This window comes from Cohnella sp. GCM10012308, assembly GCF_042649185.1.
In the GTDB taxonomy this organism is placed as follows: Bacteria; Bacillota; Bacilli; order Paenibacillales; family Paenibacillaceae; genus Cohnella.
Genome location: NZ_JBHRYU010000041.1, coordinates 1 through 24,855 on the forward strand (window position 1 = coordinate 1; position 24,855 = coordinate 24,855).

Annotated in this window: 23 protein-coding genes; 19 read left to right on the forward strand and 4 right to left on the reverse strand. The window is 60.7% G+C overall.

Annotated elements, in window-relative coordinates:
* Positions 1-404 precede the first annotated feature (404 nt).
* On the reverse strand, positions 405-833 hold the full coding sequence (locus ACFOTD_RS30070; RefSeq protein ID WP_378123657.1) for a VOC family protein: 429 nt from the start codon (positions 831-833) through the stop codon (positions 405-407).
* A gap of 107 nt (positions 834-940) precedes the next feature.
* Positions 941-1,258, reverse strand: a complete 318-nt coding sequence (locus ACFOTD_RS30075) for an ArsR/SmtB family transcription factor (protein ID WP_378123658.1) — start codon at positions 1,256-1,258, stop codon at positions 941-943.
* A 120-nt stretch (positions 1,259-1,378) separates the two neighbouring features.
* Here ACFOTD_RS30075 and ACFOTD_RS30080 point away from each other — a divergent pair, with 120 nt between their 5' ends.
* The gene (locus ACFOTD_RS30080) at positions 1,379-2,785 is read left to right on the forward strand and encodes an MFS transporter (RefSeq protein ID WP_378123659.1); all 1,407 of its coding nucleotides are present in this window, start codon (positions 1,379-1,381) and stop codon (positions 2,783-2,785) included.
* A 40-nt stretch (positions 2,786-2,825) separates the two neighbouring features.
* Entirely contained in the window at positions 2,826-3,992 is a 1,167-nt protein-coding gene (locus ACFOTD_RS30085) for a GNAT family N-acetyltransferase (protein ID WP_378123660.1), read from the forward strand.
* A 108-nt stretch (positions 3,993-4,100) separates the two neighbouring features.
* On the opposite strand, the gene ACFOTD_RS30090 is transcribed toward ACFOTD_RS30085, so the two are convergent.
* Positions 4,101-4,235: a hypothetical protein gene (locus tag ACFOTD_RS30090; RefSeq protein ID WP_378123661.1), complete on the reverse strand. Its 135-nt coding sequence runs from the start codon at positions 4,233-4,235 to the stop codon at positions 4,101-4,103.
* 258 nt (positions 4,236-4,493) lie between these two features.
* Between ACFOTD_RS30090 and ACFOTD_RS30095 the strand changes: the two genes are divergently transcribed.
* The 12 genes from ACFOTD_RS30095 to pssA all read left to right on the forward strand — a co-directional run bounded on the left by ACFOTD_RS30095 (position 4,494) and on the right by pssA (position 18,032).
* On the forward strand, positions 4,494-4,952 hold the full coding sequence (locus ACFOTD_RS30095) for a CtsR family transcriptional regulator (protein WP_378123662.1): 459 nt from the start codon (positions 4,494-4,496) through the stop codon (positions 4,950-4,952).
* Positions 4,953-5,005: 53 nt separating this feature from the next.
* Positions 5,006-5,527: a protein-arginine kinase activator protein McsA gene (gene mcsA / locus ACFOTD_RS30100; protein ID WP_378123663.1), complete on the forward strand. Its 522-nt coding sequence runs from the start codon at positions 5,006-5,008 to the stop codon at positions 5,525-5,527.
* Between the two features lie 12 nt (positions 5,528-5,539).
* A complete protein-coding gene (locus ACFOTD_RS30105; RefSeq protein WP_378123664.1) occupies positions 5,540-6,604 on the forward strand; it encodes a protein arginine kinase in 1,065 nt (354 codons plus the stop codon).
* Between the two features lie 39 nt (positions 6,605-6,643).
* Positions 6,644-9,112, forward strand: a complete 2,469-nt coding sequence (locus ACFOTD_RS30110) for an ATP-dependent Clp protease ATP-binding subunit (protein WP_378123665.1) — start codon at positions 6,644-6,646, stop codon at positions 9,110-9,112.
* Positions 9,113-9,346: 234 nt separating this feature from the next.
* Positions 9,347-10,039 carry a response regulator gene (locus tag ACFOTD_RS30115; RefSeq protein WP_378123666.1) on the forward strand — a complete coding sequence of 231 codons (693 nt, stop codon included), beginning with the start codon at positions 9,347-9,349 and terminating at the stop codon, positions 10,037-10,039.
* Between the two features lie 9 nt (positions 10,040-10,048).
* Positions 10,049-11,170, forward strand: a complete 1,122-nt coding sequence (locus ACFOTD_RS30120; protein WP_378123667.1) for a sensor histidine kinase — start codon at positions 10,049-10,051, stop codon at positions 11,168-11,170.
* 120 nt (positions 11,171-11,290) lie between these two features.
* The gene (locus tag ACFOTD_RS30125) at positions 11,291-12,226 is read left to right on the forward strand and encodes an ABC transporter ATP-binding protein (RefSeq protein ID WP_378123668.1); all 936 of its coding nucleotides are present in this window, start codon (positions 11,291-11,293) and stop codon (positions 12,224-12,226) included.
* Positions 12,227-12,239: 13 nt separating this feature from the next.
* Positions 12,240-13,358, forward strand: coding sequence for an ABC transporter permease (locus ACFOTD_RS30130; RefSeq protein WP_378123669.1), 1,119 nt, complete (start codon positions 12,240-12,242; stop codon positions 13,356-13,358).
* A 2-nt stretch (positions 13,359-13,360) separates the two neighbouring features.
* Positions 13,361-14,506 carry an ABC transporter permease gene (locus tag ACFOTD_RS30135; protein WP_378123670.1) on the forward strand — a complete coding sequence of 382 codons (1,146 nt, stop codon included), beginning with the start codon at positions 13,361-13,363 and terminating at the stop codon, positions 14,504-14,506.
* 160 nt (positions 14,507-14,666) lie between these two features.
* Complete coding sequence (gene radA, locus ACFOTD_RS30140; protein ID WP_378123671.1) at positions 14,667-16,037, forward strand: DNA repair protein RadA; 1,371 nt, start codon at positions 14,667-14,669, stop codon at positions 16,035-16,037.
* A 14-nt stretch (positions 16,038-16,051) separates the two neighbouring features.
* Positions 16,052-17,146 (forward strand): DNA integrity scanning diadenylate cyclase DisA, encoded by a 1,095-nt coding sequence (disA, locus tag ACFOTD_RS30145; RefSeq protein ID WP_378123672.1) that lies wholly within the window; start codon positions 16,052-16,054, stop codon positions 17,144-17,146.
* Positions 17,147-17,291: 145 nt separating this feature from the next.
* A complete protein-coding gene (pssA, locus tag ACFOTD_RS30150) occupies positions 17,292-18,032 on the forward strand; it encodes a CDP-diacylglycerol--serine O-phosphatidyltransferase (RefSeq protein WP_378123673.1) in 741 nt (246 codons plus the stop codon).
* 475 nt (positions 18,033-18,507) lie between these two features.
* Here the strand turns inward: pssA and ACFOTD_RS30155 are convergent, their stop codons facing one another.
* On the reverse strand, positions 18,508-18,903 hold the full coding sequence (locus tag ACFOTD_RS30155; RefSeq protein ID WP_378123674.1) for a nucleoside triphosphate pyrophosphohydrolase family protein: 396 nt from the start codon (positions 18,901-18,903) through the stop codon (positions 18,508-18,510).
* 285 nt (positions 18,904-19,188) lie between these two features.
* Between ACFOTD_RS30155 and ACFOTD_RS30160 the strand changes: the two genes are divergently transcribed.
* From ACFOTD_RS30160 to cysE, 5 genes are all read left to right on the forward strand, one after another.
* Positions 19,189-20,295, forward strand: coding sequence for a PIN/TRAM domain-containing protein (locus ACFOTD_RS30160; RefSeq protein ID WP_378123675.1), 1,107 nt, complete (start codon positions 19,189-19,191; stop codon positions 20,293-20,295).
* Between the two features lie 167 nt (positions 20,296-20,462).
* Positions 20,463-21,167, forward strand: coding sequence for a 2-C-methyl-D-erythritol 4-phosphate cytidylyltransferase (ispD, locus tag ACFOTD_RS30165; RefSeq protein WP_378123716.1), 705 nt, complete (start codon positions 20,463-20,465; stop codon positions 21,165-21,167).
* Complete coding sequence (gene ispF / locus ACFOTD_RS30170; protein WP_378123676.1) at positions 21,164-21,643, forward strand: 2-C-methyl-D-erythritol 2,4-cyclodiphosphate synthase; 480 nt, start codon at positions 21,164-21,166, stop codon at positions 21,641-21,643. Before ispD ends, ispF begins: the two co-directional genes overlap by 4 nt.
* A gap of 32 nt (positions 21,644-21,675) precedes the next feature.
* Complete coding sequence (gene gltX / locus ACFOTD_RS30175) at positions 21,676-23,160, forward strand: glutamate--tRNA ligase (RefSeq protein ID WP_378123677.1); 1,485 nt, start codon at positions 21,676-21,678, stop codon at positions 23,158-23,160.
* 873 nt (positions 23,161-24,033) lie between these two features.
* On the forward strand, positions 24,034-24,849 hold the full coding sequence (gene cysE / locus ACFOTD_RS30180; protein ID WP_378123678.1) for a serine O-acetyltransferase: 816 nt from the start codon (positions 24,034-24,036) through the stop codon (positions 24,847-24,849).
* Positions 24,850-24,855 lie beyond the last annotated feature (6 nt).

Genomic DNA, 24,855 nt, shown 5'->3' on the forward strand with positions numbered 1-24,855 from the left:
GCAACGCAGTTTGCACGCATTCGCTCCGTCGTCTCCACGCTCCTCAAACAAAACCTTTCCGTCCTCAAATCCCTCTCACTCGCCATTCACGGGCAGTTTCAGTTCTAACTCACCTAAGTAGTAACCAACTGTGCAGGTATTTCGATCCGGAACGGCGACACGCTGGGGAAAAGATGCAAATATGCAGGTAAAATCAAGGCCCACGCCGGAAATGAGGCTATTTAAGGAAATTAACTGCACTTTGGCATTTATTCTATCCAAACGGGTCCACATCGGCGTAAAAAGATGTATATCTGCAGGTATTGCAGTAAAGGAACGCGGGCGACGACACGCGGACACACTGGAACGGCTGACGGATGAGCCGGTTTCATTTTCGCATGGCGGGCTAGCGTCCTTGTCGGGCGCTAGCTGCGCCGTCTCGAAGTGAAGCACTGGAACGTGACGCCGAACTTGTCCTTAACGACGCCGTAGGCAGGGCTGAAGTGAAAGGCGCCGAGCGGCGTGATCGCTTCTCCATCTTCGAGTAGCGCATGGTACATACGCGTAGCCTGTTCGGCATCGGAGGTCGTAATACAGACCGTGAGCAGGTCTCCTTGGCGCGGGCTCTTTCCCGGCTCGGAGTCGGCGACCATGAGCTGGGCCTCGCCGATTTTTAATTCGCTGTGCGCGATCCTTTCTTTCACGGCTTCCGGCATATTGCCGTCCGACGCGCCGGGGCCGGCGCCGAAGGTCTGGCTGAACGTCACTTCTGCGCCAAGCGCTTTGACATAAAAATCGATGGCTTCCCGAGCACGGCCGTCTAATTGAATAAAGGGTACAAATTGAACGCTCATTGCGATCAGCTCCTTGGCTCTTATTGGGTCGCCGAACGGCGTCCTCAAGAAAAGCTTACCCGCTGATAGTGACAAGTCCTGTCATCAATGCATAAAAAACTGAGAGCTTAAAGCTCGTCGGTTTCTTCGTAAGAAGCTAAGACCGCATTTAGCAGCCCTGGGAAGCGCGCCTCCAGATCTTCTTCACGCAGGGATAAAAGGCGTTGGGTACCGTGAGCCCGCGTCCGTACGACGCCGGCTTCGCGCAGCGTGCGGCTGTGGTGGGAGACCGTGGACTTGGCGATCGGCAGCTCGATATCGCCGCAGGCTCGTTCGCCGTTCTGCCTCAGCTTATAGACGAGCATAAGGCGAACCGGGTCGCTAAGCGCATATAGAACGGATGAGAGCTGGATATCCGCTGTATCCGGATGAAAGAGCGGCTTCATGGCGGAGCCCTCCTTGGTTTAGATTCGTAATTGCATTTTAGCACAAGGGATGTTATATTTCTATTGTTCGATAATCATAGAACATTAAAACATTGAAATAAGCGAATGGAGATGAACGAAATGAACGCAACAAGGGCCGTTAACGGCGCAACTGGGGGAACGGAAAATCCGGCGTTTAAGTCGGAGAAGGTCGCTACGTTTATTCTTGGCCTGGCTATGGTACTCGTTATTATGAATACGATGATGTTCAATCTGGCGCTGCCGGACGTCACGCACGACTTCGAGCTATCGCCGTCAAGCGCATCGTGGATCGTGACCGGTTATTCTATCGTATTCGCGATTTCATCCATTACGTACAGCCGGCTGTCGGACTACGTGCCGATCAGACGGCTCGTCGTGATCAGCCTGCTGCTCTTCGGTCTTGCCGCTATCGTCGGTCTATTCGCCAACAGCTTCCTGATGCTGCTTATCGTACGGATCGTGCAGGCGACGGGAGCAGGCGCGATTCCTTCATTATCGCTGGTGCTTATCAGCCGGTATGTACCGGTTGAGCGCAGAGGCGCCGCGATGGCAATCATTATGTCCGCCGCATCGCTCGGTCTCGGACTGGGTCCGGTCGTCGGCGGAGCCGTCGTACAATACCTCGGCTGGCACTTCCTGTTTGCCGTCAGCGCTCTTACGCTCATCCTCGTGCCCCTGCTGGCGATCGTACTGCCGCGCGAACGCAAGGGCGCCGGCTCGCTCGACTTGCCGGGCGCGCTGCTGGCCGCGATCAGCACGACGGGCCTGCTCTTATTTTTGACGAACCACCAATGGTACATGCTCGCCGGCGGAGCCTTGGCGCTGATCTTGTTCGCCGTCCGCATCCGAACGGCCCGTAATCCATTCGTGATGCCGGCGCTGTTCGCGAACCGCAAGTACCTGTTGCTCAGCGCAGTCGGCGTCGCGGCGTATCTGTCCAGCTTCGCCACGCTGTTTCTGCTGCCTCAGATCCTGGTGCATCTCCACGGTCTCAGCGCGATCGAGTCGGGTCTCGTGATCTTCCCGGGTTCCCTGCTCGCGCTTCTGATGTCCCGGAAGGTCGGCGGCATCATCGACCGCAGCGGCAACGCGGCGATTATCCGTTACGTCCCGGTGCTTATCCTGCTCTCCGTCGCCTTGTTCGCGCTGTTGTCCGGGACGTCATACATGTCGATCCTGCTGATCTACATGCTGCTCAGCCTCGGCTTCACCTTCATGACCAGCAGCATCTCCAACGAGATGTCGCGGCTGCTGCCGGCCTCGCAGATCGGCTCCGGCATGGGGCTGTTCCAGCTTCTCCAGTTCGTGAGCGGCGCCTTCGGCGTAGCGTTGTCCGCGAGCGCGATCGACTGGCAGAAAAACCTGCCGCTGCACGAAGCCTACAGCAACATCTATTGGGGGCTGGTCGTCGTCGTGCTGCTGTCCATCGGCTGCGCCTACCTTTACCTCCGCGGCAGAGGCGCGAAGCCTGTGCTTGCTCCGGCCGTGCAAGCGGAACGTCCTTAAGCTATGATAGTTGTAGCATGAGGGAGGTTGGGAAAATCGCATGGACATTCGCCATTTGACGCTCGAGGATTTCGACGAGCGAATCGCATTATCCGAATTCGCCTTTCAATTCAAGCTGCCGCAGGACCGTCGGGAGACGGAGCTGCAGTACTTCCGGCCCGAGGAGCATCTTGGCGCCTTTGACGATCAAGGCAAGCTGCTGTCGGCGCTGATCCTGCTTCCGTTTCGCGTATGGGTGAACGGCACCAGCATGGAAATGGGGGGCATCGCGGGCGTGGCGACCTGGCCCGAGGCCCGTCGCCACGGCTGCGTATCTCGTCTCTTGCGCGCATCGTTGGAGAAAATGCGCGAGCAAGGGCAGACGGTCAGCATGCTGCATCCGTTCGCCTTTCCCTTCTATCGCAAATACGGCTGGGAAATGACTTGCGAGCGCAAAAAATACGAGCTCGAGCCGCGTCACTTTCCGGCGAAAAGAAATGAGCCCGGAAACGTCGAGCGCATAGCGCCGGATACGGCGGCGGTCGCGGGGCTGTATGCCAAAGCGGCATTGCGATATACGGGCACGCTGGACAGAACCGAGGAGTGGTGGACGCGCAAGCGGTGGAGCACGCCGGGCCTGCTTGCCTTGTATCGCAACGAGGCGGGCGAGCCGGAAGGCTATCTCCATTATCAGGTGGAAAATCGGGTCATGACGGTGCTCGAGTGGGTATCCGTCACGGAAGGGGCCCGCAGAGGGCTGTGGGACTTCGTCGGCAACCATGATTCCATGATCGACCGGCTCCTGTTGACGATGCCTTCGGATGACCCGCTGCCGTTTCTGGTCGCCGATCCCCGCTTCAAGCAGGAAACGCATCCGTACTTCATGTCGCGAATCGTAGATGCCGAAGCGTTCGTATCCCAATACCGGTTCGCCTCCGGCGCGGAAGATTCGCTGCTGCTTCGCCTCCAGGATGCGCATGCCGCCTGGAACGACGGTACGTTCCGGCTGTCGATCGGGGCGGACGGGAAAGCGGAGATGGCTCGCGCGGAAGACGATTCCGCTGCTGCGGTCACGCTCGATATTCAGACGCTGACCGCGCTGCTATTGGGCGGGCGCCGTCCGGGATTGTTGGCCGAGGCCGGAAGACTGGGCGGCGATTCGTATGTCGTCGATCTGCTCGAGCGCCGCGTGCCGAGATACGATACGTATTTGATGGACTTTTTCTGAAAGACCGAGAAAGGCGCATTGCCAATTCGTCCAATTTGGGCGGCATTTGCATTGCGCCTTTTGCAACCATTGCAGCTCGGTGACTGCTGCTCAAGTAGGAGGCCGGCGCTACGACTTTGGACCTTTGGCAGCTTCGTACCTGTCGAGCGCCTCCTGGACGAGATCCCTGCCGGGGAGCTTCGAATTGATACGCAGCAGTAGAACGATTGCGATTACGAGCAGAATCGTATTAACAATGGCCATGAAGGATCACCGCTTCCAATGAGATTTATAATGTAAATGATAACCAGTTCGGTAGGAGAAGAAAAGCGCAAGCACACGATCGTTAAACAGACCCGAATCGGTGCATACTGAGGAGGAGAGCGACTAGGCGCCCGCTGCCGGACGGAATAACCGGCGGGGTTGCATTTTATTATAAAGTGCGTATAATATGGTTATAGTCAAAGAAAGTCAAAGTCAGAAGTCGAAGCCGTTCTCCGGAAAGGGGGTTAGGCTCTTGCTATGCGTAACATATCCGATCTGATCGAGCACTATCTGAAGCAGATTTTGCAGAGCAGCGCAGGCTCGATCGAGATTCAGCGGGGTGATCTCGCGGAGAGGTTCTCATGCGTGCCCTCCCAGATCAACTACGTCATCAGCACGCGGTTTACGCTCGAAAAGGGGTATAGTGTAGAGAGTAAACGAGGAGGCGGAGGCTACATCCGCATTCAGCGCGTGGACCTCCCCTCGCTGGAAGCCGTGCAGCGTCTGCTGCATCAGAGCGCAGGCAGCCGTATTGACGAAAACAAGGCCAACGGTTTGATCTATCAGCTCGAAGAGGCCGGCATCGTTACCGCCCGGGAGGCGCATCTAATGCGCACCGCGCTGTCAACGGAGGCGCTGCCGCTTAAGCAGCCGTTGCAGGACGAGCTGAGGTCCAACCTGATGCGGGTCATGCTGCTGGCGCTTCTCGCGCGTTAGATTTTTCCAATATCATGTTACCTAACCTATATAGCCGTGGGGAGGAGATCAAGGTGGTATGCCAGGAGTGCGGCCAGAGGCCGGCTACGCTTCATTTTTCAAAGTACGTCAACGGAGAAAAGACGGAGCTGCACATATGCGAGGCATGCGCGAGGGAGAAGGGCGAGCTCATTCCGGGCACGTCGTCAGGCTTTTCCATCCATAATCTGCTCTCCGGCCTCATGGACTTCGACCCCTCCGGATTGTCCGGCGCCAAAGCGCAAGTCCAACAGCAGCAGCGCTGCGAGGGCTGCGGGATGACGTACGGTCAGTTCAGCAAGCTCGGCCGGTTCGGCTGCGCCCATTGCTACAAGCAGTTCGCGGAACGGCTCGATCCTTTGTTGAAGCGGGTGCACGGGAATACGGTCCATGTAGGCAAAGTACCGAAGCGGGCCGGCGGACTGGTCAGGCTGCGTCGCGAGATCGACGGCTTGAAGCGGGAGATGCAGAGCCGGATCGAAGGCGAGGATTTTGAATCCGCGGCCGACCTGCGCGACCGCATCCGCGAGCTCGAGCGCGAAGTCCAGAACGGTTAGGGGGCACGGCACATGGGTAATCGGAAATATACCGCGGAGGCGCTGAGCCCCTGGATGAAGGAAGACGCGCCGGATCGCGACGTCGTGCTGAGCAGTCGGGTCCGCATCGCCCGGAACTTGCGGCATCTGCCGTTTCCGATGATGTCCAGCGCCGACCAAGCTTCCGAAGCGATGGATCGGCTGCTGTCGGTAAACGAGAGCGGCAGGCTGAACGGGCTCGGGGAAGTCAGCAGCGTGCGCCTGTCCGAGCTGAGCGAGCTGGAGAAACAGGTGCTGGTGGAAAAGCATCTGATCAGCCCGGCGCTTGCGAATCAGGCCCAACATGCCGCGCTGATGCTCGGCCCCGGCGAAGACGTCAGCCTGATGGTGAACGAAGAGGACCATTTGCGCATTCAATGTCTGCATGCGGGATTTCAATTAAAGGAGACCTGGGATACCGCGAGCAAGATCGACGATATCTTCGAGGAGGCCGTCGACTATGCCTTCGACGAGAAGTACGGCTTCCTGACCAGCTGTCCTACTAACGTCGGCACGGGCATTCGCGCTTCTGTCATGATGCATCTGCCTGCGCTCGTCATGACAGGGCAGATCAACCGGATCCTGTCGGCGGTCACGCAGGTCGGTCTGGCGGTCAGGGGCATGTACGGCGAAGGCAGCGAAGCGACGGGCAACCTGTTTCAGGTATCCAACCAAATCACGCTCGGCCAGTCCGAGACCGAGATCATCGACCATCTGCATGCGGTCGCCCGCCAGATCATCGAGCACGAGAAGGCGGCGCGGGCCAAGCTGATGGGCGAATCGAGACTCAAGGTCGAGGACCGCATCAAAAGGTCGTACGGCATTCTGAGCTATGCGGCCGTCATCGATGCGAAGGAAGCTTCTCAGCGTCTGTCGGATCTGCGGCTGGGCATCCATCTGGGCCTGCTGCCCGAGGTGGAAGAGGGAACGCTTAACGAGCTGCTCGTCTCGATCCAGCCGGGATTTTTGCAGCAGGCGTACGGTGACGCGCTTAGTCCGGAGCAGCGGGACATGACCCGCGCCCAAATGATCTCGTCCAGACTGGCAACTCATGCCTAAATCATCTATTCTTATATTATACGGAGGAGGTGCTGTCTCATGATGTTCGGACGATTCACCGAACGCGCACAAAAGGTTCTTGCATTGGCACAGGAAGAAGCGGTGCGCTTGGGACACAACAATATCGGCACGGAGCACATTTTGCTCGGTCTTATCCGCGAAGGCGAGTCCATCGCCGCCAAGGCGCTGATCGCGCTGGGCCTCGGACTCGAGAAGATCCAGGACGAAGTCGAATCCCTCATCGGACGCGGCCAGGAGCAGCCGACCAACATCGCTTACACCCCGCGCGCGAAAAAGGTCATCGAGCTGTCGATGGACGAAGCGCGCAAGCTCGGCCATACGTACGTCGGCACGGAGCATATCCTGCTCGGTCTGATCCGCGAAGGCGAGGGCGTGGCGGCACGCGTGCTCAATAACCTCGGCATCAGCCTGAACAAGGCGCGCCAGCAGGTATTGCAGCTCCTCGGGAGCAGCGAGAGCGTATCTCAGAATCACGGGCCTTCTAACAATGTAAGCACGCCTACCCTCGACGGCCTCGCCCGCGACTTGACGGCGAGCGCCCGCGACAACAATATCGACCCGGTCATCGGGCGCGCCAAGGAGATCGAACGCGTGATCCAGGTGCTCTCCCGCCGGACCAAGAACAACCCGGTCCTCATCGGCGAGCCCGGCGTCGGCAAGACGGCGATCGCCGAAGGTCTGGCGCAACGCATCGTGAACAACGAGATTCCCGAGACGCTGCGCGACAAGCGCGTCATGACGCTCGACATGGGCTCCGTCGTCGCCGGTACCAAGTACCGCGGCGAATTCGAAGACCGTCTGAAGAAGATCATGGACGAGATTCGCCAAGCCGGCAATGTCATCCTGTTCATCGACGAGCTGCACACGCTGATCGGCGCCGGAGGCGCGGAAGGCGCGATCGACGCGTCCAATATTCTGAAGCCGGCGCTCGCGAGAGGCGAGCTCCAGTGCATCGGCGCGACGACGCTCGACGAATACCGCAAGTATATCGAGAAGGATGCCGCGCTCGAGCGCCGCTTCCAGCCGATTACCGTCGACCAGCCGTCGCCCGAAGAAGCGATTCAGATTCTGAATGGCTTGCGCGATCGCTACGAGGCGCATCACCGGGTCAAGATCACGGACGAGGCGATCGAAGCCGCAGTCAAGCTGTCCGACCGCTACATTACGGACCGCTTCCTGCCGGATAAAGCGATCGACCTGATCGACGAAGCCAGCTCGAAGGTGAGACTGCGCTCGTATACGGTACCGCCGAATCTTAAGCAGCTCGAAGCGCGCCTTGAAGATATCCGCAAGGAAAAGGACGCCGCCGTGCAAAGCCAAGAGTTCGAGAAGGCTGCGGCGCTGCGCGACACCGAGCAGAAGATCCGCGAGGAGCTCGACTCCACGAAGAACCAGTGGAAAGAAAAGCAAGGCCGCACGGACTCCGAGGTGACGCCGGACGATATCGCCCAGGTCGTCGCGAGCTGGACCGGCATTCCGGTCGTCAAGCTGGCCGAGGAAGAAACCGAGCGCCTGCTCAAGCTGGAGAGCATCCTGCATGACCGCGTCATCGGCCAGGAAGAAGCCGTCAAGGCCGTCTCCCGCGCCGTGCGCCGCTCCCGTGCGGGACTCAAGGATCCGAAGCGTCCGATCGGCTCGTTCATCTTCCTGGGCCCGACGGGCGTCGGCAAGACCGAGCTGGCCCGCGCGCTGGCCGAAGCGATGTTCGGCGACGAGAACGCGGTCATCCGCATCGACATGTCGGAGTACATGGAGAAGCACTCGACGTCCCGTCTCGTCGGCGCGCCTCCAGGATACGTCGGCTACGAGGAAGGCGGTCAGCTTACCGAGAAGGTTCGCCGCAAGCCATACTCGGTCGTCCTGCTCGACGAGATCGAGAAGGCGCATCCCGAAGTGTTCAACGTGCTGCTGCAGGTGCTCGAAGACGGCCGTTTGACCGACTCCAAGGGCCGCACGGTAGACTTCCGCAACACGCTGATCATCATGACGTCGAACGTCGGCGCCGATCAGATCAAGCGCAACTCCTCGCTCGGCTTCACCGCCGTGCAGGATTCGGGCAAAGACTACAACAACATGAAGGATAAGGTGCTCGGCGAGCTGAAGAAGTCGTTCCGCCCCGAGTTCCTGAACCGGATCGACGAGACAATCGTCTTCCACCCGCTCGCCGAAGAGCACATCGCGCAGATCGTCACGCTCATGGCGGACGACCTCAAGAAGCGTCTCGTCGAGCACAACGTCAAGTTCGAGCTGACCGAGGCGGCCAAGAACTTCCTCGCCAAGGAAGGCTTCGATCCGGCCTACGGCGCGCGCCCGCTGCGCCGCGCGATCCAGAAGCACATCGAGGATCGCCTGTCCGAGGAGCTGCTGCTCGGCAAGATTCAAAAGGGCGACTCGCTCGAGATCGACGAGAAGGAAGGCGCGCTGGTCGTGAACACCACGAGCCCATCCTCCTCGGAAGAGAACGAAGCGGTCAAGAACAACAGCTGATCCAATAGCATGCAACGTCCGCGCCGGCGGGACACTCGTTAGAGTCGTCCCCCGGCGTTTTTTACGTTGGCGGGCCGTTCTAACTCCCTGGCCCTTCTGCGTTCGTGCACCATTGTTGTGCACGAACGATCCCGCGCCTCACCCGCGACCGGCACGCCTACTTCAATCTAACCGATTGCGCCGCGCACTCGCAGCGCTTATGATCAACATAGACCTAAAGCGAGGTGGAAGAGTTTGCCGATCAAAGTGCTGATCGCCGACGACAACTCATTTATCCGGGAAGGGATGAAGATCATCCTGACCAGCTTCGAGGAGTTCGAGGTGGTGGGGACGGTCGAGGACGGTGCCCAGGCCGCCGCGTTCTGCGAAGCGCATGCGCCGGACGTGGCGCTGCTCGACGTTCGCATGCCGAACATGAACGGCGTGGAGGCGGCGCGGCTCATCGCGGCCAACACGAAGACCAAGCCGCTCATTCTGACGACCTTCGACGACGAAGAGTACATTCTCGAAGCGATCAAAGCGGGGGCAAGAGGCTACCTGCTGAAAAATAACGACCCGGAGCGGATTCGCGACGCCATCAAAAGCGTGCATAACAACCACGACGTGCTCCAGGACGTCGTGCTGGACAAGATCAAGGCGCAGCTCGCGCAGGGCGCAGCCCCGCAGCAGCCGGCCCCGGCCGCGGCACGGTCCATCAAGCCGGGCGAAGCGATCGACCGCAGCCTGTTCACCGAGCGCGAGCTCGACATTATGGAGCAGATCGCCCGCGGCTTGTCGAACAAGGAGATCTCGCGCAAGCTGTTTATTTCCGAAGGCACCGTGGCGAACTATATTACCTCGATCTTAAACAAGACGGGCCTCGAGCATCGCACGCAGATCGCGATCTACTACCTCACGGGCGAAGCTCGCGTGCCGGAAGAGGAGTAGGAAGCGCCGATGGAGCTATGGCTGCTCGGGAACAAAGCCGCTCTGCTGCTATTTATCGGATACGTGCTGTACGGCGCGCCCCATGAAGGGGCTTTCCGGCCGGCTTATATGCTCGTCCTGTTATTGTACACGTGCCTGAGCTTTGGCCTTCCGCCCCTTAGGCGGATCAACAAGGCGTCGCTCGCGTTGTCGGCGCTGTCCGCCGCCCTCGCGATCTACGGTTCGCTGGAGCTGCATCCGCTGTTCCTGCTGCTGGCCATCCCGAATCTGTACGAAGCGGCTTCGGGACTTGGCGCCGCCAACTGGCAGTCCGCCGTCGTGCTGGCCGCGGCAGGCTTGCTGCTGCCTGCACCGTACAGGCCGACCTATGCGCTGGCGGCTGCGCTTTGCTTTATGCTCTATATCTCGACCTGCAAGCTGTACGCGCGGCTTGCCCTTCGCGAGGAGGAGCGGGACAAGCTCCAGGAAGACGCGCGCAGGCTGACCCGCGCGCTCACGGACAACGAGGAATACGCGCGCCAAGCCGAGTACACGATCAAGCTGGAGGAGCGGGGGCGGCTGTCGCAGCAAATCCACGACGAGATCGGACATTCGATGGCCGGCGCGCTCATTCAGATGGAGGCGGCCAGGCGGCTGCTCGACACGAACCGGACCAAGGCAGAAGAGCTGCTGGGCAATGCCATCGTCATCTCCAAAGAAGGCCTGGAGCGCATCCGCCTGACGCTGAAGCAGTCCAAGCCGCCTGCCGAGCAGCTCGGCATCGGACGCCTGCAGCTGTTCGTGGACGAGCTATCCGCCAAGCAGGACATTCGGGCGACGCTGAATTACGCTGGCGATCTGGATACAATTACCCAGCTCCAGTGGCGCATCATCCAGGCGAACGTCACCGAGGCGGTTACCAATTCGCTCAAGTACAGCGGCGCCGAGTCGATCGCGGTCGAGGTGCTCGTCTTAAACAAATTCGTCAAGGCGGTCGTGCGCGACGACGGACGCGGGGCGGACAAGGTCGTCAAGGGACTCGGCATCGTCGGCATGGAAGAGCGGGCGGCAACGGAAGGCGGGACGATTATCGTCGACGGCTCCCGCGGCTTCAGCGTGACGACGCTGCTTCCCGTACGCGCAGGCTCATGAGATTCTCATGAGCCAATCATATGAGATTTCTCATGCCAAAGGATGAACTTATGCACTGACATAAGAGCGTCCTTTTTTTTATGATTAGATTAACAAATGAACGACGGGAGCGAATGCGCGATGAACATTATCGAGATCGGCGGACTGACCAAGAAGTTCGGAGACTTTGCGGCGGTGGACAATATGACGCTCAATCTGAAGGAAGGAGAGATCTTCGGCTTCCTCGGCGCGAACGGGGCCGGCAAGAGCACGACGATCAGCATGATCGCCTCGCTGCTCCGTCCGACGAAGGGCGAGATCAAGTTTCTCGGTAAAAACATCGCCAAGCACGCGCATTTCGCCAAGATGAACATCGGCATCGTGCCGCAGGACCTGGCTATTTACGAGGATATGACCGCCTTCGAAAACGTGAAGTTTTTCGCCGGGCTGTACGGCTTCCGCGGAAGCGAGCTGAAGGCTCGGGTGGAGGAGGCGCTCAGCTTCGTCGGACTCGGCGACAAGCACAAGGAGCTGCCCAAAAACTTCTCGGGCGGCATGAAGCGCCGGCTCAACATCGCCTGCGCCATCGCGCATCGGCCGAAGCTGATCATCATGGACGAACCGACGGTCGGCATCGACCCGCACTCGCGCAACTACATTTTGCAATCGGTCAAAGAACTGAACCGCATGGGCTGCACGATTCTCTACACCAGCCACTACATGGAAGAGGTCGAGGAGATATGCACGCGCATCGCGATCGTCGACCACGGCAAGATCATCGCGGACGGCACCAAGGAACAGCTCAAGGCGATCATTACGGATTCCAAGGAAATCTGGATCGACGTGAAGAGCATCGAAGGGCTGGATCAGGAGCGTCTCAAAGAAATCCGCGGCGTCCTCGCCGTCCGGATCGAGGAACAACGGATCAAGATTCAATCGCGCGCAGAGATCGCCAACTTGAACGATATCGTCCAGCAGCTCATCCGCGACGGCATGGAGATTCGGGCGGTAGAAGAGCAGGCGCCGAATCTCGAAACGGTATTCCTGACGCTGACCGGCCGCAATCTGAGAGACTAAGGGGGACAAGAGCGTGAATACGCTGCATATCGCAAAAAAAGAAATCGTGTCGGCGCTGCGCAACAAGTCCACCTTTCTCTTCATGCTCGCCTTTCCGATCGCGCTCATGCTCATCCTGGGGCTGGCGTTGTCCAACGCCTTCTCGGGCAGCATCGAGATCGGCGACATCAAGATGGCTTATTCGATCGACCAGGCGAGTCCGGCGCTGGCTGCCGGATGGGAGAGCTTCGCCAAAGCTGCCGAGGACAGCGGAGTTTCCATTCAGCCGCTGCCTCCCGGACAGGACGGCAAGCAGGCCGTCGCGGAAGCGCAATACGCGGCTTTCGCCGACGTCTCCGACAAGGGCATCGCATACTACGACAACAGCCGGAGCACGATCGAGAGCAACATCCTGCAGGGCATGCTGACCTCTTTCGCAGACCGTTACAATTTGGAGGCGGCCTTTGCGAGGGCGGGCGCATCCCCACAAACGGACGGCAGCGGCCAATCGCCCGCTCAACTCGTGAAGGCAACGTCGCTTACGGCGGACAGCCAGCCGAATTCCATGGACTACTATGCGGTCGCCATGACGACCATGATTGCCTTGTACGCGGCGCTTAACGCCTCCGCGCTCATCGAGAGCGAACGGACCCGCCACACGATCGTCCGGCTGTCCGCCGCTCCGGTGTCCAAGGCCGAGATCTTCGCCGGCAAGGTGCTTGGCAGCACCGCCATCAACGCGATCTTCATCGTCGCCGTGATGCTGATCAGCCATTTCGCGTTCGGCGCGAACTGGGGGAATCATCCGGGGCACGTCCTGCTTGTCCTGATCACGGAGGTGCTCATGGCGATCGGCTTCGGCCTCGCGGTCGGCATGATCTTCCGCAGCAAAGCGTCGCATTCGTTCCTGCTCATCTTCATCCAGATCGCCTCGTTCGTAGGCGGCGCATACTTTCCGGTGAATGACTTTACCGGCTTTATCGGCGCCGTATCCTACTACTCGCCGCTGCGCTGGAACAACGCCGGCGTCATCGAGACGGTGTTCGGCGGACATACCGCCCCGGCTTTGCAGGCCGCCGGTTTTAATCTTGCGGGAGCCGTCGTCCTGCTCGCCGTATGCATGTTCCTGATCCGCAGAAGGGAGACGATCTAACCGTGAAAACGATCCTCTGGCTCATGGCCCATACTTTTCGCAACACCTTCCGCAAACGCTCGAATATGATTTTGTTTCTGCTGCCCGTCGCCGGCGTCCTGATATCCGCCGCTCTCTACGGAAACGCCGGCGGCACGGGTCTCCGCATCGGCATCGTGCAGCAGGACGGCGCAGACGCCGTCGGCCGCGACGTCGCCGCCTTCATCGGCGCGCTCGACGGCGTCAAGGTGACGGAGACGTCGGACGCCGATCTGAAGGATCAGATCGCGGCCGGCAAGCTGGATGCGGGCATCGTCATCCCGGCAGGGTTCGGGGAGACGCTCAAGGCGGGTTCGCCGCGGCAGCTCGAGCTGCTGTCCGTCAAAGGCGCGCAGGTGACGGCTTACGTCCAGGCCATGTTGGACGGTTATCTGAACAACGTCGCTTCGATCGCCGCGGAATCGCAGGGAGACAAGGCACGCTTCGAGCAAATCTACGGCGAGTATACGCAGGGCGGCTTTAAGGTCAACCGCGAACGCCTGAACGACGCTTCCAACGTCAAAGACACGACGTACCAGTCGCTGGGCTTCCTGGTCGCCTTCATCATGTTCTCGTCCGTCAACATGTCGGAGATGATTCTGCGCGAGAAAGAAAACCGCACGTTCCTGCGCCTCCTCTCCTCGCCGGTCACCGCCAGGTCGTACGTCGCGGCGAACGTCGCGGTCAATATCGTCGCCATGGTATGCCAGATCGCCCTGACGCTGACCTTCATGCGGGCGGTGCTCCATATCGACTCTGGCGTGCCGGTCATGCAGCTCGCCTTGGTCCTGGTGCTGTTCGGCCTCGGCGCGATCGCGCTGTCGCTGCTCATCGTCTCGCTCTCCAAGTCCAAGGGCCAGTCCAGCGCGCTGCAAAACCTTATCATAACGCCGACATGCGTGCTTGCCGGCTGCTACTTCCCGATGGATATCATGCCCGACGCCATCCGCAAGATCGGCGCGTTCCTCCCGCAGCACTGGCTGCTCGATACGGTGAACCGCCTGCAGCACGGCGACAGCTTCGGCAGCCTGTACATGAATCTGCTCGTGTTGGCCGCCTTCGCCGCCGCCTTCGCGGCGATCGCGATCTTCCGGTTCAGCCGCAACAACGACACGAGAACCTTCGTCTAACCATTGCCGCGGAAACGCCGCCAAGGCCGCTCTACCTATAATCCGTCGCCAGGTTGGTTCCCGGCGGCGGATTTTGGCGTTCGGGCGGGCGCCGGACTTTAACCGGGGAGAGCAAGTGTGATACACTTCTTGTAACTAGCGAAATAATGAAGGGAATCCCATGGCCAAGCTGAAAATCAAGTTCGTCTGCACCGAATGCGGCACCGAATCGCCCAAGTGGATGGGGAAGTGCCCGGGGTGCGGCGCCTGGAACACGATGGTGGAGGAAGCCGAGCAGGTCGTCAAGGCGAACGTCGGCCGCAGCAGCGAGCTGACCCGGACGAAAGAAAGTGCCCAGTCCATCATACACATAGAAAGCGGCAAGGAACCTCGGATCCCGACGGGAAACGGGGAGCTTAACCGCGTGCTCGGCGGCGGGCTCGTGCCGGGCTCGCTGCTGCTCGTCGGCGGCGACCCGGGCATCGGCAAGTCGACGCTCCTGCTGCAGACGTCGAACACGCTTGCGGGCCAAGGTCTTACCGTGCTGTACGTGTCGGGGGAAGAATCCGTCCGCCAGACCAAGCTTCGCGCCGACCGGCTGGGCGCGCTTAGCGAGCGCCTGTTCGTGCTGTGCGAGACGAACCTGGATCTCGTGGAGCAGTCCATTGAGGAAGTGAAGCCGGACTTTCTCGTCATCGACTCGATCCAGACCGTCTACCGTCCCGACGTGCCGTCCGCGCCGGGCAGCGTCGCGCAGGTGCGCGAGTGCACCGCCCAGTTCATGCGCATCTCCAAACAGGGCGGCGTCGCGACCGTGCTCGTCGGCCATGTCACCAAGGAAGGCGCGATCGCCGGCCCGCGGCTGCTCGAGCATATGGTCGACTGCGTGCTCTATTTCGAGGGAGAACGCCATCATTCTTACCGGCTGCTCCGCGCGGTCAAGAACCGCTTCGGCTCGACCAACGAGATCGGCATCTTCGATATGTCGGAGGAAGGTCTGCGAGAGGTGTCCAACCCGTCCGAGCTGTTCCTCACCGAGCGGCCGCTCGGCGTGTCCGGCTCGACGGTCGTCGCGAGCATCGAAGGGACGCGGCCCGTGATGGTCGAGCTGCAGGCGCTCGTGGCGCCGACGCACTTCCCTTCGCCGAGGCGCATGTCCTCGGGCCTGGACCATCATCGGATATCGCTCGTTATCGCGGTACTCGAGAAGCGCATGGGCATGTTTTTTCAAAATCAGGATGCATACGTAAACGTCGCCGGCGGCATCAAGCTGGACGAACCGGCGGCCGACCTGGCCGCCGCGGTCAGCCTGGCGTCGAGCTTTCGCGACCTGCCTACCAAGCCCGACGACGTCGTTTTCGGCGAGGTGGGACTTACGGGAGAGGTACGGGCGGTCTCCCGCGCCGAGACGCGCGTCAAGGAAGCGCTCAAGCTCGGCTTCAAGCGGGTCATCCTGCCCGAAGCGAGCATGAAGGGCTGGCAGCCGCCCGCGGGCATCCGGCTGGTGCCTGTCAAGTCCGTAGCCGAGGCGCTCAAGGCGGCATTGGAATAGGGGGAACGAATCGCGTGACGAAGGAGATCAAAGACAAAGAACGCGAGCAGCAGGACGTCATGAACCAGCTGCTCCGGATGGTCGCGCCGGGCACGCCGCTGCGCGACGGGCTCGAGAACGTGCTGCGCGCCAAGACCGGCGCGCTCATCGTCGTCGGCTACGGCCCCGAGGTCATGGAGGTCGTCGACGGCGGTTTTTCGATCAACTGCGACTTCAGCCCGAACTATCTGTACGAGCTCGCCAAGATGGACGGCGCGATCATCCTGAGCGAAGACGCCAAGCGCATTTTGTACGCCAATACGCAGCTGATCCCCGATCCCTCGATCTCCTCGATCGAGACGGGCATCCGGCACCGTACCGCCGAGCGGGTGGCGAAGCAGACGGGGCAGCTCGTCGTCTCCATTTCCCAGCGGCGCAATATCATCACCCTGTACCAGGGACAGCTGCGCTACGCGCTCAAGGACATGGCCGTTATCCTGACCAAGGCGAACCAGGCGATCCAGACGCTGGAGCGTTACCGGGTGGTCTATACGCAGACGCTGACGGATCTGTCCGCGCTGGAGTTCGAGAACCAGGTGACGATGCACGAGGTCGTCTACGCCCTGCAGCGCGCCGAGATGGTGCTGCGCATCCGGATGGAGATCAAGCGGTACGTGCTCGAATTGGGCAACGAAGGCCGTCTGATTAACATGCAGATGGAGGAGCTGGTCGGCCATGCCGAAGAAGAAGCGCGTCTCTTGCTCAAGGATTACGCCAAGGACGCCTCGGAGGAGCGCATCCGCGAGATTCAGCACGCGCTCAAGAAGCTGAACTCAGACGAGCTGTTGGATTCGGTGCTCATCATCCGGCTGCTGGGTTACGTGTCGCTGAGCGCCGTCGCGGAGGAGGGGCTGCCGTCCCGCGGCTATCGGATCCTCGGCAAGATCTCGCGTCTGCCGGCCGTCATTATCCACAATCTCGTCGATCGCTTCGGCGCGCTGACGCATATCGCCCAAGCTTCGATCGAGGACCTCGACGAGGTCGACGGCATCGGGGAAGTCCGCGCCAGAGCGATCCGGGACGGACTGAAGCGGATTCGGGATCAGGTGTTCATTGACAGACAGATATAGGCATCATACAATGGGGAATGTTGCCTGCGGAGACGATATCTGCATCCGCTCGCACCCGGCTCTTAGACTAGCCCGGCCGGGTCCATGCCGACTCGTGCGTTGGCGACAGGTCCGATCGGGTATAGTAAAGTAGAGGTGAAGTCCAATGTTTGCAAAGTCATTGCCGAACCTGTTCACCATAGGCAATTTATTTTTAGGCGTATTATCGATCATATTGGCGTTTAACGATCGTGCGGACGGCGCGGCCCTGCTCGTCATCATCGCGATGCTGCTCGACGGTCTCGACGGCCGGGTAGCCCGGGCGCTGAACGTTCAGAGCGAGTTCGGCAAGGAGCTGGATTCGCTGTCCGACGTCATCTCGTTCGGCGTCGCGCCTGCCTTCATCATGTACCAGGCTGCCTTTACCGATGTCAATCCGGCGCTAGCGTGGATTATCACCGCCATCTTCCCGATCTGCGGCGCCTTGCGTCTTGCCCGCTTCAACGTGATCGAGGGCATCCCCGGATACTTCATCGGACTGCCGATTCCGGCGGCCGGCGGCGTGCTGGCGACGCTGGCGCTGTTTCACGCCGATCTGCACGTGTACCTGCTGCTCGTCGCCACGCTGGCGCTGTCCTTCCTGATGGTCAGCAGCCTGAAGTACCCGAACTTCAAGAAGCTTGGGCTGCCCAAGGCGGCGATCTGGGCGGTGCCTCTCGTCGTCGCGGCCGCGGTGATCCTGGCGTTCATGTTCCCGCACGCGATTCCGAACTTCATCCTTGTGATGCTGCTCCTGTACGCGCTCTGGGGCTTAAAAAAAAACGTTGAGCGGATGTTCTCCGGCGCCTACAAGCGCCTGCGCCGCAAACGCCGCAAAAACGAGGAGCGTCCCCGCCGCGGCGCGTAGAAGCTGCGCGGGCCGACTTGAGCAAGGCAATAAAAAAGCCATCCTTCGCCATTTCGGCGCCGGACGGCTTTTTTTATTACATTCAGGCGGCGATTCGCGCCAGGTAGGCGTATATTAGGCGTGCCGGAGTTGCTTCGGAAGTTTGGAGGGTCGAAAAAGCTGCATTTTTACATGTATTTTTCACCAACACACTACTCTTCACAAAATACCTGCAATTATGCAGGTAAATGTAAAGCGCAAACCGGAAATGGGGCTGACGGGGGATAATGCCTGCATTTTCGCATCTATTCTTCTAAGATGGATAGATTCCGGCGAAATTGGATGTATATTTGCAGGTATTTCGGCGAATAAACGACGTTGGCGACCATGGTCCGGCCTATCGGAACGGCTGTCGGATGACCGCAATAAAAAAAGAGACCGCCAGGGCGATTCTCCCTGACGGTTCTCTTAGCGTGCGCGGACGTCCGTTCCCGATCTAGGTCAGGTTAAACCATCCGAGCGTGCTGCACTTTTCCGATTCCTTGGTGACGACTTCATCCAGGTTGACGCCAAGCAGATTGCAATAAGCGGACAGATAGAACAGATTCTTGCCCATCTCCGAACGGATGATGTCGGCGCATTGCTCGCAGAGCTCGCCTGCCATGTGGGACTTGGTCTGGCGTATGGCTTCGCCGAGCTCCAGGTCGGGGGAGAAACCCTGCTGCCTGGCATTCAGCTCGATGCACCCGCATTCGGTGATGGACTTGGACACAGCCCGGTTGACCGAAGCGTTCGATTGACTGTACTTGGTCATAACATCCAGCAAGCTGCGGTGACGAAGCAAAAGCTCAGACACCTGCTGCTGAAATTCCTGCAGTGTTGGCGCGCTCATCCCATCCACCTCGATTGCCTGTATTGGCGTTGCATAGAACTCATTATAGAACAAGGGCTTCCGTAATACAAAACAATACAAAACGAAAAGCGACCGGACTGCTGCGCATCGGAATGAAAAGCAGTCAGACAAGCCCCATCCCTTCAATAGCTGCTCCCTTCTATAGCTGCTCCCATCAAAAAGCTTGAGCCGACACATTCGCTTTCCGCTCCCGAGACAGGATTAATCCGCCTGAATTTGGACCATACTGGTAGCAAATCAGGTTATTCTTGGGAGTGATACTTTATGTTGATGAAACGATTGATACAAGCCTTCGGGCTGCTGGCGGGTCTTGCGATCGGACAAGGGTTCGCGTCTTCTGCCGGCGCGTCCGGCGGTAGCCGGACGTCCTGGATGGGCGGCGCGCTCGGCGCGGCGGCTTACGGCGGAGGGATCGGCGCCTACGCGACCTGGATCGGCGCGGCATTGGGGCTGCTCGTCGCGACGGCTTGCGCGGGACCGCTCTCGGAGCTGCTGCGCAGGGGCGTCGAGCGGCTCTCGGTTATGCCTGCCACGCAGCTGATCGCAGGGCTCGCGGGCGGCGGTACGGGGCTCGTCCTCGCGATGCTGCTCATGCCTTATCTCGGCGCCGTTCCGCGCGTCGGCGCGCTGCTCTCCGCGGCGACGGCGCTGACGTTCGCCTACGCGGGGACGCATATCGGCCTGCGCAAGCAGGAGGAGGTCGCGGGCTGGAGCGCGGACAGGCGCAAGCCGGAGCCGCCGGCAGAGGATGCCCCTAGATTCGAGGAGCATAAGATCTTGGATACGAGCGTCATTATAGACGGCCGCATCGCCGACATCTGCAAGACGGGGTTCATCGAGGGCACGCTGGTCATTCCCGAGTTCGTGCTGGAGGAGCTTCAGCATATCGCGGATTCTTCCGACCTGCTCAAGCGCAACCGCGGCCGCCGGGGACTCGACATTCTGAACAAGATTCAAAAGGAACTGGACGTAAAGGTGCTCATCTACGAGGATACCGGCGACGAGACCGGCGAGGTCGACAGCCGTCTCGTGAAGCTTGCGAAGGCGATGCGTGGCAAGGTCGTCACCAACGACTTCAATCTCAACAAAGTATGCGAGCTGCAGGGCGTATCCGTGCTGAACATCAACGATCTGGCGAACGCCGTGAAGCCCGTCGTGCTGCCGGGCGAGGAGATCGTCGTGCAGGTCATCAAGGACGGCAAGGAGCACGGCCAAGGGGTCGCGTACCTCGACGACGGCACGATGATCGTGGTGGAAGGCGGGCGAGACTTCATCGGCACGACCATGGAAGTGCTCGTCACGAGCGTCTTGCAGACGTCGGCGGGCCGGATGATTTTCGCGAAGCCGAAGCTGCTGGAGCGGGCTTTGTAAAAGGACGACTCGTCCCCACCTCTTGGAAAATGAACGCCGACCGGGTATGATGGAAGGGTATACGGGCGGGACCCGCTGGGGTCCCGTCCTTCTTCACGATTGCGGACGGTGCAGGGGGCTTTAGGCCGTCCGTCCGCGATCATGCCAAGGGGAAAGAGGGCATGGACATGGATTGGGGAGCGGTCATCGTCGCGGCGGGCAGCGGGAAGCGCATGGGCGCCGGAATGAATAAGGCGTATCTGCCGCTGGACGGACGCCCGGTGCTGGCGCATACGCTGGAAGCGTTCGAAGCTTGCGAAGCGGTGAGCGAGATCGTGATCGTGGCGGCGGCGGGCGAAGAAGCGCAGGCCGAGGCGCTCGCGCGCGAGCGCGGCATCCGCAAGCTGACGGCCGTCATCCCCGGCGGCGCCGAGCGGCAGGACAGCGTGTACGCCGGCCTGGCGGCGCTGCGTGCCGAGGGCGCGCTCGTCCATGACGCGGCGCGGCCGCTCGTGACGCCGGAGCGGATCGCGGCCTGCTGCGCGGCGGCGGAGGCGAGCGGCGCTGCCGCGCTGGCGGTGCCGGTCAAGGACACGATCAAGCTGTCCGACGGCGGCGGAATGATCGTGTCGACGCCGGAGCGGAGCCTGCTGTGGGCGGTCCAGACGCCGCAGGCGTTCCGCCGCGCGGAGCTGATGGAGGCGCACGAGCGCGCCCGCCGCGAAGGCGCGCAGGCGACGGACGACGCGATGCTGCTGGAGCGGCTCGGCCGCAAGGTTGCGATCGTGGAGAGCGATTATTCCAACTTGAAAATTACGACGCCGGAGGACCTGCCCATCGCTGAATTGCTGCTGGAACGGCGCCGGCGCGACGGATCGGAGCGAATCGGATGATTAGAGTAGGACAAGGCTTTGACGTGCATCAACTGACCGAGGGGCGCGCGTGCATCATCGGCGGCGTGCATATCCCGTACGAAAAGGGATTGCTCGGCCACTCCGACGCGGACGTGCTGCTGCATGCAATAAGCGATGCCGTGCTCGGCGCGCTGGCGCTCGGCGATATCGGCAAGCATTTTCCCGATACGGACGAGGCCTTTAAGGACGCGGACAGCGTCGGGCTGCTCGAGCGGGTATGGGCGCTCGCGACGGAGCGCGGCTACCGGCTCGGCAACGTCGACGCGACGATCATCGCCCAGGCGCCCAAGATGGCGCCGCATATCCCTGCGATGGTCGACGTGATCGCGCGCGCGCTCGGGGGCGAAGCCGATCAAGTGAACGTGAAGGCGACGACTTCGGAGCGGCTCGGTTTCACGGGCCGCGGCGAGGGCATCGCCGCGCAGGCGGTCGTCTTGCTCGTTAAGGAAGCTTAAAGACTGGAACGGGAACGGGAGGAGCAATGAACATGAGCAACGGACAAACCGGCAAGGTCAGGGTTCGCTACGCGCCGAGCCCGACTGGGCATCTGCATATCGGCAACGCGCGCACCGCTATTTTTAACTACTTATTCGCTCGCCATCACGGCGGGGACTTCATCATCCGGATCGAGGACACCGACGTCAAGCGCAACGTCGCAGGCGGCGAGGAGAGCCAGCTGACCTATCTCAAATGGCTCGGCGTCGATTGGGACGAGAGCGTGGACCGGCACGGGGATTACGGTCCGTACCGGCAGACCGAGCGTCTGCATATTTACGACGAGTTCACCAAGCAGCTGCTCGAGCGCGGGCTCGCTTACCGCTGCTATGCGACCGAGGAAGAGCTCGAGGCGGAGCGCGAGGAGCAGCTCGCGCGCGGCGAGACGCCGGCGTACTCTGGCAAGTACCGCGATATTACGAAGGAGCACGAGGAGCAGCTGATCGCAGAGGGACGCATTCCGGCGATCCGGTTCCGCGTGCCGGAAGGGCGTACTTATACTTTTGACGACATGGTCAAAGGCGAGATCACGTTCCGTTCGGAGGACTTCGGAGACTTCGTCATCGTCAAGCGCGACGGCATACCGACCTACAACTACGCGGTGGCCGTGGACGATCATCACATGGCGATCAGCCACGTGCTGCGGGGCGAGGACCACATTACCAATACGCCGCGCCAACTGATGATTTACGAGGCGCTTGGCTGGGAACCCCCGGTGTTCGGCCACATGACGCTCATCGTCAACGAGAGCCGCAAGAAGCTGTCCAAGCGAGACGAGTCGATCGTCCAGTTCATCGAGCAGTACGACGGTCTCGGCTATTTGCCGGAGGCGCTGTTCAATTTCATCACGCTGCTCGGCTGGTCGCCGGAGGGCGAAGAGGAGATTTTCACCCGCGAGCAGTTCATCGAGATCTTCAAGTCGGAGCGGCTGTCCAAGAGCCCGGCCGTGTTCGATACGGTGAAGCTCAACTGGATCAACCAGCATTATCTGAAAAGCGTCTCGCCGGAGCGTCTGCTCGAGCTGTGCCTGCCGCATCTGAAAAAGGCGGGCCGCATTGCCGAGCAGCCGGACGATAGCGAGATGGCCTGGGCCGCGGCGCTCGTGACGCTGCTGCGCGAGCATCTGCGTTACGGCGCGGAGATCGTGCCGCTGTCCGAGCTGTTCGTCCGCGAGCGGATCGAGGTCGACGACGAGGCGCGCGAAGTGCTGGCGGATCCGCAGGTGCCGACGGTGTTGCACGCGTTCGCGGGGCAGATCGAGGCCGCCGGCGAAGAAGGCTTCACGGTCGAGGGCATGAAGGCGCTCATCAAGGCCGTGCAGACGGAGACCGGCGCCAAGGGCAAAGGCCTGTTCATGCCGATCCGGGTGGCGCTGACCGGCCAGATGCACGGGCCGGACCTGAACGGCACGATCTGGCTGCTCGGCCGCGACCGCGTGCTCTCGCGGCTGCGGGAGACGGCGGCTTCGCTCGGCTGATCGGAGAGCGCTAGGGTCGGCTGCCGGCGGGCCGGGGCTGGCATTATAGAACGGAGAGGCGTTCTTGCTGGGTATAGCGAGTGAAGAAGGGATAGCGTAACTTTTTGCCGCTATTGCCTCGGATGCGGCGGAATAGCGATGTACGACATCGTTATTTGGCTGCGGATGTGAGAATGCGGCGGAATAGCGATGTTCGACATCGTTATTTGGCCGTGGATGTGAGAATGTGACCGAATAGCGATGTGCGACATCGTTATATGGCTGCGGATGTGAGAATGCGGCGGAATAGCGATGTGCCCCAGGCAGCGTGCAATGACGCTTGAACGGTCCTGTGTGTTGCTGCCGGACACGGTGCCCTTGCGTTGTATAACGCTAGCGGACAATAATTCCAGCCCGCGCTCCGCGCTTGCCCGCTCGCGCCCCTTGCCACCTGCCGGACCTTGCACTATACTTGCTGTAATAGCGACGAACAGGAGAGTACGCCACGACGAGGAGCGGCCAGAGAGGACTGCCTAGGGTGAGAGCAGTCTCGTATCCGACGTGGGGGAAATGCGCCTGGGAGCCGCAGCGCCGAGCGGAGCGCCGGTCGCCGCCGATTCGATTCCATCGAATCGGCCGGCCGGCAAGCTTGTGTTAGGCGTTGCCGGGGGGGCCCCGTTAACGGCCGAATGAGACGGGCGATCCGCCGCGCCTTGCTGGAAGAGCAAGAGCGCCGATCGCGCCAAGCAGAGTGGGACCGCGTCCGAAGACGCCTCTGCAGCGAGAGCTGCCGGGGCGTCTTTTTTTTGCGCATAACGCGCGCCGCCGCGCAGCTCCCGCGATTGTTTCGCATCCTGCGGTAGTTATGGCAGCACATATCAAGGGGGGAAGAACATGGGCTTCTGGGAAACGGTGCGTTCCGACGTAGAAGCGGTGTTCGAAAACGATCCGGCGGCCCGGAGCCGGTTCGAGGTCATCTTCACGTATTCGGGGCTGCACGCCATCTGGGCGCACAAAATCGCGCACGGCTTTTTTAAAAGAAGATGGTTTACCGCGGCGCGCGTCATCTCGCAGGTGAGCCGGTTCATGACCGGCATAGAGATCCACCCCGGCGCGAGAATCGGGCGCAAGCTGTTCATCGACCACGGGATGGGCGTCGTCATCGGGGAGACCTGCGAGATCGGGGACGAGGTCGTTATCTACCAAGGCGTGACGCTCGGCGGGACCGGCAAAGAAAAAGGCAAGCGCCACCCGACGATCGGCAACCGCGTCGTCATCGCTTCGGGCGCCAAAGTATTGGGTTCGTTCAAAGTGGGCGACAATTCCAATATAGGCGCGAATTCCGTCGTGCTCCGGGAGGTGCCGCCGGACAGCACGGTCGTCGGAATTCCGGGGCGCGTCGTTAAGCGGGGCGGACAACGGATCGGCGACCGTCTCGACCATACGAACCTGCCGGACCCGGTCATCGAGACGTTTCGCTTCATGCAAAAGGAAATCGACGATCTCAAGGGCGAGCTGGAGCATCTGAAGCGGGAACGCAACGGATACTTCGATCCGCCGCCGCTCAAGCTCAAAGCGAGATGCGACTCGGCAACCGACAGCGGCGACGGCCAGCCGGCCGAAGGCGATGCCGCGCCAGGGGACGACCGCGAGCGCCAAGCGGAGCCCGTGTATTCTTCCGCCCGTTCAAGAACATCAAAGGAGCCATAATCGAAC

Coding starts and splice junctions, on each gene's coding strand:
- ACFOTD_RS30070 (WP_378123657.1), bottom strand. CDS start 833: ATGAGCGTTCAATTTGTACCCTTTATTCAATTAGACGGCCGTGCTCGG.
- ACFOTD_RS30075 (WP_378123658.1), bottom strand. CDS start 1,258: ATGAAGCCGCTCTTTCATCCGGATACAGCGGATATCCAGCTCTCATCC.
- ACFOTD_RS30080 (WP_378123659.1), top strand. CDS start 1,379: ATGAACGCAACAAGGGCCGTTAACGGCGCAACTGGGGGAACGGAAAAT.
- ACFOTD_RS30085 (WP_378123660.1), top strand. CDS start 2,826: ATGGACATTCGCCATTTGACGCTCGAGGATTTCGACGAGCGAATCGCA.
- ACFOTD_RS30090 (WP_378123661.1), bottom strand. CDS start 4,235: ATGGCCATTGTTAATACGATTCTGCTCGTAATCGCAATCGTTCTACTG.
- ACFOTD_RS30095 (WP_378123662.1), top strand. CDS start 4,494: ATGCGTAACATATCCGATCTGATCGAGCACTATCTGAAGCAGATTTTG.
- ACFOTD_RS30105 (WP_378123664.1), top strand. CDS start 5,540: ATGGGTAATCGGAAATATACCGCGGAGGCGCTGAGCCCCTGGATGAAG.
- ACFOTD_RS30110 (WP_378123665.1), top strand. CDS start 6,644: ATGATGTTCGGACGATTCACCGAACGCGCACAAAAGGTTCTTGCATTG.
- ACFOTD_RS30120 (WP_378123667.1), top strand. CDS start 10,049: ATGGAGCTATGGCTGCTCGGGAACAAAGCCGCTCTGCTGCTATTTATC.
- ACFOTD_RS30125 (WP_378123668.1), top strand. CDS start 11,291: ATGAACATTATCGAGATCGGCGGACTGACCAAGAAGTTCGGAGACTTT.
- radA (WP_378123671.1), top strand. CDS start 14,667: ATGGCCAAGCTGAAAATCAAGTTCGTCTGCACCGAATGCGGCACCGAA.
- pssA (WP_378123673.1), top strand. CDS start 17,292: ATGTTTGCAAAGTCATTGCCGAACCTGTTCACCATAGGCAATTTATTT.
- ACFOTD_RS30155 (WP_378123674.1), bottom strand. CDS start 18,903: ATGAGCGCGCCAACACTGCAGGAATTTCAGCAGCAGGTGTCTGAGCTT.
- ACFOTD_RS30160 (WP_378123675.1), top strand. CDS start 19,189: ATGTTGATGAAACGATTGATACAAGCCTTCGGGCTGCTGGCGGGTCTT.
- ispD (WP_378123716.1), top strand. CDS start 20,463: ATGGATTGGGGAGCGGTCATCGTCGCGGCGGGCAGCGGGAAGCGCATG.
- ispF (WP_378123676.1), top strand. CDS start 21,164: ATGATTAGAGTAGGACAAGGCTTTGACGTGCATCAACTGACCGAGGGG.
- gltX (WP_378123677.1), top strand. CDS start 21,676: ATGAGCAACGGACAAACCGGCAAGGTCAGGGTTCGCTACGCGCCGAGC.
- cysE (WP_378123678.1), top strand. CDS start 24,034: ATGGGCTTCTGGGAAACGGTGCGTTCCGACGTAGAAGCGGTGTTCGAA.